A 12,929-nucleotide genomic window follows, 5' to 3' on the forward strand; every position below is an offset into this window, starting at 1 on the left:
GTGAGCCCCACCCGCGTGCACCTGATCCGTCATGGGGAGTCCACCTGGAACCGTGACGGGATCATCCAGGGTGCCCACCGGGGGTCGGGGGAAGCGGTCCTCACCGAGGTGGGTCGCACCGATGCCGCCCGCGCCGGCCTGGCACTGGCCGCCCTCCTCGGGGCCCCGGGCGGGCACCGCTCGCTCTCCCTGTGGAGCAGCGACCTGCTGCGTGCGCTGCAGACCGCCGAGATCATCTCCGTGGCGCTGCGCCCGGGCGGCTGGAGCGCCTCCGTGCGTAACGAGGCCGGTCTGCGGGAGCAGGCACTCGGGGACCTGGAGGGCGAGCGCGCCGACACGCTGCGTGCGCAGGAGGTCCCCGCGGGCCAGCACATCAGCGAGGTCCGCTGGGGTGGTGGCGAGTCGATGCGCGATGTCCACGACCGGGTCGGGGAATGGTTCGCCCCCGCCCTGATCGAGCAGCCCGAGCACCTCGTCGTCATCAGTCACGAGCACACGATCCGGGCCGCGCTCGCCTGGCTGCGGCAGCGCTCGTGGCGCGACATCGACTGGGACGAGCCGATCGGACCCGGCACGATCACGACCTTCGACGTCGTCGACTGACCGCACCGCGGCGTCGACACAGAGGATCAGCCCTCGAGCTGCCCCGCCAGGGCATCGGCGTCCGTCACCGGCCGGTCGCAGACGAATCCCCGGCACACGTAGGCCGTCGCCCGCCCGTCCACGAGCGGCCGGTCGGCGAGCAGCGGCTCCCCGGGGGCGTCCGGTCGGCCGGCGACGATGACCAGACCCGGTGCGGGCGAGGCCTCCGCCACGGCCCGAAGGGGGCCGGTCCCCCCTTCGTCCTCGCCGACGATCGCGACCTGCCGGGGTCCGTCGAGCATCGCCTCGGTCTGCGCCAGGGCCCACCCGGCGAAGCGCGGGTCGTGGGTGATGATCCGCGACTGGGCCGCGACGGCCTCCTCGGCGAGGGAGCGGTGCTCGGCGCTGCCGGTGACGGCCGAGTGGGTCAGCAGCGCGCCGGCGATCGCGGAGACCCCGGACGGCTCGGCGTTGTCGGTGCGGCCGCGCGGGCGGGTGATGAGCGCCTCGCCGTCGATCGGGGTGTCGTGCCAGCCCTCGGCGTCGTGGAAGAGGTGGGTCGCCAGGTCGATGACCGTCGCGGCGTGCTCGAGCCAGGCGGTCTCCCCGGTCGCGCGGTGCAGGGCGAGCAGGCCCCCGGCGAGGTTGCCGTGGTCGTCGAGGACGGCCGGCGCGGCGCCCACCCGGCCGGCGAGCGAGGTGCGGCGCAGGCGCCCGTCGACGAGGTGCCGGTCGAGGACGAGGCGTGCCGCGGTCGCGGCCGCATCGACGAGCTCGGGGCGCTGCAGGGTGACGCCGGCGTCGGCGAGGGCGGCGACGGCCAGGCCGTTCCAGCTGGTGACCACCTTGCCGTCCAAGGCCGGCTGCGGGCGCTCGTCGCGGGCGGCGAGCAGCCGGGCGCGCACCTGCTCCCACCACTGCGGGTCGTGGGGGTCGTGCAGCAGCTGCAGCGTCGACGCCCCGTGCTCGAAGGTCCCCTCCGGGGTGACCTCCAGCAGCTGCGCCGCGCGGGCGCCGTCCTCCTCGCCGAGCACCTCGACCAGCTGGGCCGGGGTCCACACGTAGGTGGCGCCCTCGACGGAGTGCCCGTCGACGACCGTGTCCGCGTCGAGGGCGGAGGCGAACCCCCCTTCGTCCGTGCGCAGGTCCCGCAGCAGGAAGTCGGCGGTGCTCCCGGCGACCCGGGCCGCCAGCGGTGACCCCGTCTGGCGGTACCAGTGGGTGTACGCGCGCAGCAGGAGAGCGTTGTCGTAGAGCATCTTCTCGAAGTGGGGCACCACCCACTCGGAGTCGACGCTGTAGCGCGCGAAGCCCCCCGCGAGCTGGTCGTGGATGCCGCCGCGGGCCATCGCCTCGCAGGTGCGCTCGACCATGGCGAGCGCGTCCGCGTCACCGGTGCGGGCGTGGTGGCGCAGCAGGTGCTCGAGGGTCATCGACGGCGGGAACTTCGGCGCCCCACCGAAGCCGGCCCGGGCGTCGTCGAAGGTCTTGCGCAGCGAGTGCACGGCCAGCGCGACCTGCTCCTCGTCGACGGGGGAGCCGGGGCCGGGGTCCGCGATGCCCGCGAGCTGACCGGCGATGCTCGACGCGCTCGCCATGAGGCGCTCGCGGTCCTCGCGCCAGGCCGTGCCCGCGGCGTCGAGCAGCTGCAGCAGCTGCGGCTTGGGCAGGTAGGTCCCGGCGAAGAAGGGCTCCCCGTCGGGCGTGATGAGGACGGTCATCGGCCAGCCGCCCTGCCCGGTCATCGCCTGCGTCGCGAGCATGTAGACGGCGTCGATGTCCGGTCGCTCCTCGCGGTCGACCTTGACGCTGACCCATCCCTGGTTGAGGGCGGCGGCCACGGTCTCGTCCTCGAAGCACTCGTGCGCCATGACGTGGCACCAGTGGCAGGCGGCGTACCCGACGCTGAGGAAGATCGGCACGTCCCGCCTGCGCGCCTCGGCGAAGGCGTCCTCGCCCCACTCGAACCAGTCGACGGGGTTGTCGGCGTGCTGGCGCAGGTAGGGGGAGAGGCTGTCGGCGAGTCGATTGGCCATGCCTCCACCGTCTCACCATGGCGGCTGTCGGGGATATGCGCACCCGTGCGGTTGGCCCGTGGGTCGGGTGTCGGACCTGGACCGGATCGATCTGCCGAGGGTGACGTCGAAGTTCACGCCTGGCCCACGACATACCGTGGGCCAGGCGTGAAGATCGACGTCACCCATGGCTGTGGACAACTGACGGCGCGGTCAGGGGGGCGCCCGGCACGATGAGGCGATGGACCCACAGATCGCGACCGTCCTCGGGACGAATCACGACGTCACCTCCACGCGACACCTCCTCGCCCGGGGCGTCGCCCGCCGGGACATCGACCACGCACTGCGTACCGGTGGCCTGGTGCGGGTGAGACGCAATGCCCTCGTGCGCGGCTCGACCTGGCGCGAGTCGGCGCCGTGGGAGCGTCATGCGCTTCGGGCCCGGGCGGTGATGGCCGGAGCGAGCCGGGGGAATGCGGTGGTGCTGACCCACCACAGCGCGTTGGCACTCCACGGGATATCGCTGCACGACGTCGATGACCGGGTCCACCTGGCGAGGACGGACACGACCCGGGGTCGATCGGATGCCGTCGTGTGCAGCCACCGTCATGTCCCCGAGAGCCAGGTCACCACGGTGGGCGCCGTGCGGGTGGCGACCGTTGCAGCAGCGTGCCTGCAGGTGGCGGCGCAGTCGGGTGTGGAGTCCGGGCTCGTCAGTCTCGACGACGCGCTCCACCGGCGGCTCTGCCGGTGGACCGACGTGGAGTCGGCGTTCACGGACCTGAAGCTGGCCACGTGGTCTCGTGCCGCCAGACAGGTGATGGCTCTCGCCGATGGTCGGACCGAGTCCGCAGCCGAGTCCCGGACCCGGTGGGCCTTCCATACGCTGGGGTTCCGGCAGCCGACACCGCAGGTGGAGATCCATGACGGGGACGGGGTCTTCGTCGCGCGGGTGGACTTCCTCTACGAGGACCTGAAGCTGATCGTCGAGGTCGACGGCCTCGGCAAGTACCGGAGTCCGCAGGACCTCGTCGCCGAGAAGCTGCGCGAAGACCGATTGCGCGAGCTCGGCTACGCGGTCGTGCGTCTGACCTGGGCCGACCTGGACGATCACGTGGTCGTGCAGCGCAAGGTGCTCGACGGGGTTGGTCGAGCGGCAGCGTGACGTCGAAGTTCGCGCCTGGCCCACGACATACCGTGGGCCGAGCGTGAAGATCGACGTCACCTGCCCGCCGGTCGCTTGCCTCAGTCGCCGAGTGCCTTGATGATCGAGATCGCGAGCGAGACCCGGTCCTGGTCATCGTCCTCGAGCGCCCAGATCGCGTTGACCACCTCGCGCAGCGCCGCGACCGGCCGGACGACGTCCTCGTCGAGACGGGCCACGTCGCACGTGACCTCGACCCGCCGTCGCACCGACCACCGCAGCGACGCACCCGTCCCCATCTCCTCGGCGCGGTTGGCCAGCAGGGGCGCGACCTCCCACGCGGGGTGCCCGTTGACGGGCTTGGGGTCGATCGCGACCCAGTCGGTGCCGTCGGAGAGGACATTGGCGTAGTGCAGGTCGCCGTGGAGGAGGCGCACCTCCTCACCGTCCAGGGAGCGAAGGGTGGACCTCGCCCTCCCGAGGACCTGCCGGGGCAGCCGTCGGCCGGCCGGGCGGGACAGGATCTCCGCCACCCGGGGCGCCAGTGCCGGCACCTGCGGGAGCGGGGCGACGTGCAGGTCGGCGTACAACCCCGCGACGACGGCCACGGCCTCCTCGTCCCACGGCTGCGACAGGTCCTCGGTCGTCAGCCGCTCGAGCAGCAGGACCGAGCGACGCGGGTCGGCGGACAGCAGACGCACCGCCGAGCGGCCGTCCCAGGCCCGCAGGGCGAGGTGCTCACCCTCCGCCTCCGTGTGCGGCCACCCGAGCTTGAGCGCGGCCCGCCCGTCGGTCCCTCGCACGGGCAGCACGAGCGAGCACCGGCCGCTCGTCGGTGCCCCGTCGACCTCGAGGGACCACTCGTCGAGCACGTCCGCGAGCAGGTGGGGGAGGGCGGCCACCCACGCGGCCCCGGACGGACCCCCTTCGGCCCCGAGCCCGGCCATGCGCTCGGTGAAGGCAGCGGGTACGAGCGCCGCCGCGTCCTCGACCCTCACGAGTCGGTCGGGTCGTCCCCGTAGAGGACCGGGACCTCCAGCGGGAAGAGGTCGCGGGAGAGCCGTTCGGCGGTGACCATCCACTGGGGGACCTCGAGGGCGGCGCTCCGGTCCCCGCCCAGGCGGGGGAAGGTGCCCGCGTACGCCGCCAGCAGCCGCTCGAAGCTGCGTCGACCGAGCTCCCGGCCCTCCTCGGCGGTCAGCTCGTGGGGCACGTCGTAGCCCAGGGGTGCGGGCTTGACCGCCTCGCCCGCTGCCGTGGTCTGGCGCACGCTCAGCCGGTGCAGGCCCTTCGCGGCCTCGAGGACCTGCGTCGAGACCCGCTCGTCGGTGGCCCTCGCGGCGATGAGGTCCAGCGCGTAGATCGTGGCCAGGGTGGCCCGCAGGGCGTCGGCCGCGGCCTCGCGTGCCTGCCAGGCCTCGGTGCCGGGCTCGCTCCACAGCTCCTCGTCGCCCGTGACGATCCGGTGGGTCGCGGTCAGCCGGCCGACGAGGGGGAGCACCCCGGGCCCGCAGTCGCGGATCGACCCCTCGAAGGCGGAGACGACCTCCCCGCTCGTGGCCGGGGCCGTGACGTCTGCCACGAGGTCCTGCGGGACCTGGGCCTCGAGGAGCGCCTGCCGCAGCAGCTCGGCCCGCTCGTCGGCGTACTGCTCGTCACTGTCCTCGAGCGCACCCAGCATCGCGAGCAGGGCCGACTCGCCGGGGATCGGCTCCCGCGTCGGGACGAACGGGATGCGCGGCGCGTCGTCCTCCAGGCGGACCCCGCAGCCGGTCAGGGTCGTCACGCCGGCGGCGAGGGCACCGGCGAGGACGAGTCGGCGACTGGGCGGGACGAGCACGGGGACGATCTTCGCACGAGGCAGCGCGTGTCGTTCATGACTAGAGTGTCGGCCCAGCACGGCAACTCCACACGGAAGGCTTCCCATGGGTCTGGACCAGGACGTCCACGAGCAGGTGTCCGCGGCGCTGGGTGACGACTTCACCGTCGACGCGGTGACGGTGACCCCGGCCGGTCGGCGGCGCGTTGCCCGCATCACGGTCGAGCGGCCCGTCGAGGAGGTCGTCGGCGACAGCCCGATCGAGCCGTTGACCCTCGACGAGATCTCCGACGTCACCCGGCTGGTCAGCGACGCACTCGACGCGAGCGACGTGATGGGCAGCCAGCCGTACACCCTCGAGGTCTCCACGCCCGGCACGGACCGCCCGCTGACCGAGCCGGTGCACTTCCGCCGCGTCGTCGGCCGGATGGTCACGCTCTCCCTCCGAGGCTCCTCCGCCGCACCTCAGGACGGCGCCCCCACCGACGGTGAGCAGACCGGCCGGGTCCTCGCCGTCACCACGGACGGTGTGGACCTGCACGTCAAGGGCACGAAGAAGAAGCAGCCGCACACCGCCCACATCCCCTTCGCGGAGATCACCAAGGGCGTGGCCCAGGTGGAGTTCTCCCGACCCCAGAACCCGTCGGTGGATGCCGACACCGAGATGGAGGCCTGATCCATGGACATCGACATCCACGCCCTCAAGGCGCTCGAGCGCGAGCGTGAGATCCCCTTCGACGTCCTCGTGGACGCGATCGAGGCGGCCCTGCTGGGCGCCTACCACCGCACGGAGGGTGCCTACAAGCACGCCCGTGTCGAGCTGGACCGCAAGCACGGGCACGTCATCGTCTGGGCCCGCGAGGAGCACCTCGTCGAGGAGGAGGTCCCGGTCGAGCCGACCGAGGGGGAGCCCCCGCCGGTCGACGAGGACGGCAACCCGCTGATGCGCACGCGCACGCGCCGGGAGCAGGGCCCGGAGTTCGAGGACACCCCGGAGAACTTCGGCCGCGTCGCCGCCGCGACGGCCCGCCAGGTGATCACCCAGCGCATGCGTGACCTCGAGGACGAGGCGGTCATGGGTGACTTCCGCGGCCGTGAGGGCGACATCGTCGCCGGCGTCATCCAGCAGAGCCCCAACCCGCGCCACGTCACCGTCGACTTCGGCACGGTGGAGGGCATCCTCCCGTCGGCGGAGCAGGTGCCGGGCGAGGTGTACAACCACGGGGACCGCATCCGCGTGTACGTCGTCTCGGTCAAGCGCGGCATGCGCGGCCCGGAGATCACCCTCTCGCGCACGCACCCCAACCTCGTGCGCAAGCTCTTCGCCATGGAGGTCCCGGAGATCGCCGACGGTTCCGTCGAGATCGCCGCGCTGGCCCGCGAGGCCGGCCACCGCACCAAGATCGCCGTCCACTCCAACATCCCCGGGCTCAATGCCAAGGGCGCGTGCATCGGTGCGATGGGCGCCCGGGTGCGTGCGGTGATGTCGCACCTGCAGGGCGAGAAGATCGACATCGTCGACTACTCGCAGGACCCGCAGCAGTTCATCTCCGCGGCCCTGTCACCCTCCAAGGTCCAGTCGGTCACGGTCGTCGACCCCGGGCTGCGCTCGGCCCGCGTCGTCGTGCCCGACTACCAGCTCTCGCTCGCCATCGGCAAGGAGGGGCAGAACGCCCGCCTGGCGGCCAAGCTCACCGGATGGCGCATCGACATCCGCCCGGACACGGCTCCGGACGTCAGCGGCGGGGTCGCCGTCCCGGGACAGTCCCCGGGGTGACCGATCCCGATCGGATAGGCGGTAGAGTGGTGGAGGTCGCTCGGACTGGACTCCAGTGCGAGGCACCCCCGACAGGCCCGATCAGGACCTGTATCGGGTGCCGAGGACGGGATAGCCGATCGACACTGCTGCGCATCGTCGTGGTGACGGATGATCGTGGGTCGACCACGGCGGTCCCGGACCCGCGCCGACGTGTGCCGGGTCGTGGGGCGTGGCTCCACCCCGACATCGCCTGCCTGGAGCTCGCCGTCCGGCGGCGGGCCTTCTCCCGAGCGTTCCGACGCCGGGTGGATGGGACCGACGCCGTTCGTGACTGGCTCGAGGACGAGCGCAGCAGCAACCAGCACGTATCGACCAACCGTACGCACAGAACCGAGAGCGGGTTTGACGCTGATGAGCACCCGATGAGTACTCAGCAATGAGCATTCACCTCAACTGACGACGGTCCGCGCCTTCTCTCAGGTACGGACCAGAGAAGGAGAAACGTGGCCAAGGTCCGTGTCCACGAGCTCGCCAAGGAGCTCGGGGTTTCCAGCAAGGCCCTCCTCACCCACCTGGGTGACATGGGGGAGTTCGTGAAGTCGGCGAGCTCGACGATCGAGGCGCCGGTCGTGCGCAAGGTGAAGGACAACCCACCTGAGCCCGACCCCAAGGCGAAGAAGGCTGCCGCGAAGCCCGCGGCCAAGCCCTCGCCCGCCAAGCCGGGACCGGCCAAGCCGGCCCCCCAGGCGCCGGCCGCCGAGGCACCCGCCGCAGAGGCACCCGCGGAGCCGGCGGCTCCCGCCGAGCCGTCCCAGCCCGCTGCTGCGCCGACTCCGACGCCCGGCCCCGCGGCGCCCAAGCCCGGCCCGGCCGCTCCCGAGCAGCCGGCCGCCGAGAAGCCCGCTGCCCCCGAGGAGAAGCCTGCTGCCCCGGAGCAGCCGGCGGCCAAGAAGTCCGACGAGGGCGCGAGCCCGGCTGCCAAGCCGGGCCCCAAGCCCGCGACCCCCGGTCCGCGTCCGACGCAGGCCAAGCCGGGCGGCGGCGGCCGTCCGGGCCCGCGCCCGGGCAACAACCCCTACGCCTCCAACCAGGGCATGGGCACCCGTCGCGAAGGGGGCGGCAGCGGCGGTCCCCGTCCGGGCAACAACCCCTTCGCCTCCAGCCAGGGCATGCCCCGTCCGGGGCAGCGTCGTGACGGTCAGCGGCCCGGACCCCGTCCGGGCGGCGCCGGTGCCGGTGCCGGCCAGCGTCCGGGTGGCGCAGGCGGCGGTGCCGCCGCCGGCGGGCCGCGCCCGTCCCCGGGGATGATGCCGTCCAGCTCGGCCGTCCCGCGTCCGGGCCAGCGGCCCGGTGGTCGCGGCGGTGCCGCCGCCGGCGGTCGTGGCCGTCCCGGTGGTGGCCCCGGCGGTCGTCCCGGTGGTGGTGGCGGTGGCTACCGCGGTGGTCCCGGCGGTCGTGGCGGCACCCAGGGTGCCTTCGGCCGTGGCGGCGGCAAGCGCAAGCAGCGCAAGTCGAAGCGCGCGAAGCGGGCAGAGTTCGAGCAGATGCAGGCGCCCTCGGTCGGCGGCGTCGTCGTCCCCCGCGGCGACGGCACCACCAAGATCCGTGTGCGTCAGGGCGCCTCGATGACCGACTTCGCGGAGAAGATCGACGCGAACCCGGCATCGCTGGTCACCGTGATGTTCAACCTCGGTGAGATGGCCACGGCCACCCAGTCGCTGGACGAGGACACCTTCCAGCTGCTCGGTGCCGAGCTCGGCTACGTCATCGAGATCGTCTCGCCGGAGGAGGAGGAGCGTGCGCTCTTCGAGTCCTTCGACGTCGACCTCGACTTCGGTGTCGATGTCGAGGACGACCAGGACCTCGAGGCCCGCCCGCCGGTCGTGACCGTCATGGGTCACGTCGACCACGGCAAGACGCGACTGCTCGACGCGGTGCGCAACGCCGACGTGGGCGCGAGCGAGGCCGGTGGCATCACCCAGCACATCGGTGCCTACCAGATCCACACCGAGCACGAGGGCCACGAGCGTGCGCTGACCTTCATCGACACCCCGGGTCACGAGGCGTTCACCGCCATGCGTGCCCGTGGTGCGAAGGTCACCGACATCGCGATCCTCGTCGTCGCGGCCGATGACGGCGTCATGCCGCAGACCATCGAGGCGCTCAACCACGCCCAGGCGGCGGAGGTGCCGATCGTCGTCGCCGTCAACAAGGTGGACGTCGAGGGCGCCGACCCGGCGAAGATCCGTGGTCAGCTGACCGAGTACAACCTCGTGGCCGAGGAGTACGGCGGCGACACGATGTTCGTCGACGTCTCCGCCAAGCAGGGTCAGAACATCGACTCGCTGCTCGAGGCCGTCCTGCTCACCGCCGACGCGGCCCTGGACCTGCGCGCCAACCCCGAGCGGGACGCCCGCGGTGTCGCGATCGAGGCCAACCTGGACAAGGGCCGCGGCGCCACGGCGACCGTCCTCGTCCAGTCGGGCACGCTCAACGTCGGTGACGCGATCGTCACCGGCTCGGCCTACGGCCGCGTGCGCGCCATGCTCGACGAGCACGGCAACCAGGTGAAGGAGGCGGGTCCGTCCCGCCCGGTCCAGGTGCTCGGGCTCTCGTCCGTGCCGCGGGCCGGCGACACCTTCGTCGTCGCCCCCGACGACCGCACCGCGCGCCAGATCGCCGAGAAGCGTGAGGCGGCAGACCGTCAGGCGAGCCTGGCCAAGGCCCGCAAGCGGATCAGCCTCGAGGACCTCGACCAGGTCATCGCCGCAGGCAAGATCGACACCCTCAACCTCATCATCAAGGGTGATGTGTCGGGTTCGGTCGAGGCGCTCGAGGACGCGCTGCTGCAGATCGACGTCGGCGACGAGGTCGACCTGCGGATCATCGACCGCGGCGTCGGTGCGATCACGCTGAACAACATCAACCTGGCCATGGCCTCCGACGCGATCATCCTCGGCTTCAACGTGCGGGCCGAGGGGCAGAACGCCGAGGTCGCCGAGCGCGAGGGCGTGGAGATCCGTTACTACGGCGTGATCTACCAGGCCATCGAGGAGATCGAGCAGGCCCTCAAGGGCATGCTCAAGCCGGAGTACGAGGAGGTCGAGCTCGGCTCGGCGGAGATCCGCGAGGTGTTCCGCTCCAGCAAGTTCGGCAACATCGCCGGTTCGATCGTCCGCAGCGGCCTGATCAGGCGCGGCGCCAAGGCGCGCATCACCCGCGAGGGTGTCGTGCTCACCGAGGGCCTCGAGCTGACCGGTCTGCGTCGCTTCAAGGAGGACGTCACCGAGGTCCGTGACGGCTTCGAGTGCGGTATCAACCTCGGCAGCTTCAACGACGTCCGTGAGGGTGACCTGATCACCACCTACGAGATGCGCGAGAAGCCCCGCGACTGATCGACGGGCGCGAGCCTCGAAGGGGGGTCGGCAGCGAGAGCTGACCGACCCCCCTTCGCGTGCCCCCGAACACCCCTCGGGATGCGTAGGGTGTGCGCATGACGACGCCACCCCCACCACCGCCCGGACCGGGCGGAAACCCTCCCTACGGCTCCGCCGAGGACCCGACGGGGAGCCTCCCCGGGGACCGGGGCCGGCGGGCCCGCCGCAAGGCCCTCCCACCGGCCCGCCCCAGGGTTCGCCCGCGGGGCCGCCGCCCCCGCCCGGCTCGCCACCGCCGCCTCCGGGGTCGCCGGCGCAGCCGCCCTACACCGGCCCCGCCGGACCGCCCTACGGCGGCCAGCCGTACCAGGGCCAGTCGCCCTACGGTGCGGGTGGGCAGCCGCCGATGACCCCGCCGCCGGCACCCGGCAGCGGTGGTGGCCAGGGGGACAACAGCTCCAGGATCATGTCGATCGCCTCCCTCGTCGTCGGCGTCATCGGCCTGTGCTCGTGCATGTGCTTCGTCGGCGCGATCGCCGCGATCGTGCTCGGCGTGCTGGGCAAGAAGGGCGCCGAGAGGACGGGTGACGCCAGCAGCCGCACGATGGCACTGATCGGCCTCGGGCTCGGTGTCGCCGGGATCGTCGTCGGCATCGGGTGGTGGATCTGGATGCTCGTGTCGGCCTCCAGCGGATACACCACGTACTGACCGCACGACGAGCAGTGCCCCCGATCACGCGGCCGGGGGCACTGCCCGTGCCGACGGCGTCGCCCGCCGCGCCGTTCGTCGCATACCGTGGGGTCGTCCCCACCCCAGCCCCTCACCGGAGGTGTGCCATGGCCGACCCGGCCCGCGCCCGCAAGATCGCCGACCGCATCAAGGAACTCATCGCAGCCAACCTCGAGCAGGTCGTCAAGGACCCCGACCTCGGGTTCGTCACGATCACCGACGTGCGTGTCACCGGTGACCTCCAGCATGCCTCGGCCTTCTACACCGTCTTCGGCGACGAGGCCCAGCGCGAGCGGACCGCGGAGCTGCTCGAGGCCAACCGCGGCCGGCTGCGCTCCTTCGTCGGGCAGCGGCTGGGCATCCGCCTGACCCCGACCCTGGAGCTCATCCCCGACGCCCTCCCGGAGAACGCGTCGCACATCGACGAGCTCCTGCGCTCGGCCAAGGAGCGCGACGAGGACCTCGCCCGGTCGCGCAGCGCCGCCCGGCCCGCCGGTGACCCCGACCCGTACCGCACGAAGGGGGACGACGAGCAGTCCCCAGCCGCGCCGGAGTGAGCGACGGACTGGTCGTCGTCGACAAGCCTGCCGGCTGGTCGAGCCACGACGTCGTCGCCCGCAGCCGTCGGCTGTACGGCACTCGCAAGGTCGGTCACGCCGGCACCCTCGACCCGATGGCCACCGGCGTCCTCGTCCTCGGGGTCGGCCGGGGCACCAAGCTGCTCACCTTCCTCGTCGGCGCCGACAAGGCCTACACGGCCACGATCCGTCTCGGACAGGCGACGATCACCGACGACGCCGAGGGCGAGGTCACGGCCACCGGTGGGGTGGCCGGCCTCGACCGGCACGCGCTGGAGGCGGCGATCTCCCGGCTCACCGGGGACATCGAGCAGGTGCCGAGCGCCGTCAGCGCCATCAAGGTCAAGGGCGAGCGGTCCTACGCCCGGGTGCGTGCGGGGGAGGACGTCGAGCTGCCGGCCCGTCCGGTGACCGTCACCCGCTTCGACCTGCTCGACGTGCGCGAGGCGAGCGCGGAGAGCATGACCGGGCCCGGCGGTGTCGTCGGTGTCCTCGACGTCGACGTCGAGGTGGAGGTCTCCTCGGGTACGTACGTGCGCGCGCTCGCCCGCGACCTGGGCGCCGACCTGGGCTCCCACGGCCACCTGACCGCCCTTCGTCGCACCCGCGTCGGTGGCCTGACCCTGGCCCACGCACACACCCTGGAGTCGCTGACCGCCCTGCGTGACGACGGCACCGAGCCGGCGGACATGCCCATGACGCCCCTGGCCGACGCCGCCCGCGCGGCACTCGTCCAGCGAGAGCTGACCGCCGAGCAGGCGCGCTCGCTCGGCTTCGGGCAGCGGATCCCCAGCGCCCAGCCGGGCCGGGAGGAGCCCGTGGGGGCCTTCGCCCCGGACGGCTCGCTCGTCGCCGTGCTCGACGAGACCCGTCCCACGGCGCGTGCCCACGTCGTCTTCGCGCCGGCCAGTTCGTAGAGTGGGTC

General features: G+C 72.6%; 12 protein-coding genes. 9 read left to right on the plus strand and 3 right to left on the minus strand.

The annotated features are described in order from the left end of the window. Positions 1–603 carry a histidine phosphatase family protein gene (locus PVE36_RS05420; RefSeq protein WP_277455073.1) on the plus strand — a complete coding sequence of 201 codons (603 nt, stop codon included), beginning with the start codon at positions 1–3 and terminating at the stop codon, positions 601–603. 26 nt (positions 604–629) lie between these two features. Here PVE36_RS05420 and PVE36_RS05425 read toward each other — a convergent pair whose 3' ends face one another. Then, positions 630–2,618 (minus strand): thioredoxin domain-containing protein, encoded by a 1,989-nt coding sequence (locus PVE36_RS05425; RefSeq protein ID WP_277455074.1) that lies wholly within the window; start codon positions 2,616–2,618, stop codon positions 630–632. A gap of 220 nt (positions 2,619–2,838) precedes the next feature. Between PVE36_RS05425 and PVE36_RS05430 the strand changes: the two genes are divergently transcribed. Continuing rightward, positions 2,839–3,762, plus strand: a complete 924-nt coding sequence (locus PVE36_RS05430; protein ID WP_277455076.1) for a DUF559 domain-containing protein — start codon at positions 2,839–2,841, stop codon at positions 3,760–3,762. 80 nt (positions 3,763–3,842) lie between these two features. Here PVE36_RS05430 and PVE36_RS05435 read toward each other — a convergent pair whose 3' ends face one another. Both PVE36_RS05435 and PVE36_RS05440 read right to left on the minus strand, forming a co-directional pair. Next, positions 3,843–4,739, minus strand: coding sequence for an aminoglycoside phosphotransferase family protein (locus PVE36_RS05435; protein WP_277455078.1), 897 nt, complete (start codon positions 4,737–4,739; stop codon positions 3,843–3,845). Further along, the gene (locus tag PVE36_RS05440; protein ID WP_277455079.1) at positions 4,736–5,581 is read right to left on the minus strand and encodes a hypothetical protein; all 846 of its coding nucleotides are present in this window, start codon (positions 5,579–5,581) and stop codon (positions 4,736–4,738) included. Before PVE36_RS05440 ends, PVE36_RS05435 begins: the two co-directional genes overlap by 4 nt. Positions 5,582–5,666: 85 nt before the next feature. Here PVE36_RS05440 and PVE36_RS05445 point away from each other — a divergent pair, with 85 nt between their 5' ends. The 7 genes from PVE36_RS05445 (at position 5,667) to truB (ending at position 12,921) form a co-directional block, all read left to right on the plus strand. Beyond that, on the plus strand, positions 5,667–6,236 hold the full coding sequence (locus PVE36_RS05445; RefSeq protein ID WP_277455080.1) for a ribosome maturation factor RimP: 570 nt from the start codon (positions 5,667–5,669) through the stop codon (positions 6,234–6,236). Between the two features lie 3 nt (positions 6,237–6,239). Further along, positions 6,240–7,337: a transcription termination factor NusA gene (nusA, locus tag PVE36_RS05450; protein ID WP_277455082.1), complete on the plus strand. Its 1,098-nt coding sequence runs from the start codon at positions 6,240–6,242 to the stop codon at positions 7,335–7,337. Then, complete coding sequence (locus tag PVE36_RS05455) at positions 7,259–7,759, plus strand: YlxR family protein (RefSeq protein ID WP_346780622.1); 501 nt, start codon at positions 7,259–7,261, stop codon at positions 7,757–7,759. Before nusA ends, PVE36_RS05455 begins: the two co-directional genes overlap by 79 nt. Before the next feature lie 63 nt (positions 7,760–7,822). Continuing rightward, positions 7,823–10,714, plus strand: coding sequence for a translation initiation factor IF-2 (gene infB / locus PVE36_RS05460; protein WP_277455083.1), 2,892 nt, complete (start codon positions 7,823–7,825; stop codon positions 10,712–10,714). 388 nt (positions 10,715–11,102) lie between these two features. Continuing rightward, positions 11,103–11,405: a DUF4190 domain-containing protein gene (locus PVE36_RS05465; RefSeq protein WP_277455085.1), complete on the plus strand. Its 303-nt coding sequence runs from the start codon at positions 11,103–11,105 to the stop codon at positions 11,403–11,405. A gap of 128 nt (positions 11,406–11,533) precedes the next feature. Then, positions 11,534–11,983: a 30S ribosome-binding factor RbfA gene (rbfA, locus tag PVE36_RS05470; RefSeq protein WP_277455086.1), complete on the plus strand. Its 450-nt coding sequence runs from the start codon at positions 11,534–11,536 to the stop codon at positions 11,981–11,983. Continuing rightward, complete coding sequence (gene truB, locus PVE36_RS05475; protein WP_277455087.1) at positions 11,980–12,921, plus strand: tRNA pseudouridine(55) synthase TruB; 942 nt, start codon at positions 11,980–11,982, stop codon at positions 12,919–12,921. The genes rbfA and truB overlap by 4 nt, the downstream gene beginning before the upstream one ends. The last annotated feature ends 8 nt before the right edge of the window (positions 12,922–12,929 follow it).

This window comes from Janibacter sp. DB-40 (assembly GCF_029510815.1).
Classification (GTDB): domain Bacteria; phylum Actinomycetota; class Actinomycetes; order Actinomycetales; family Dermatophilaceae; genus Janibacter.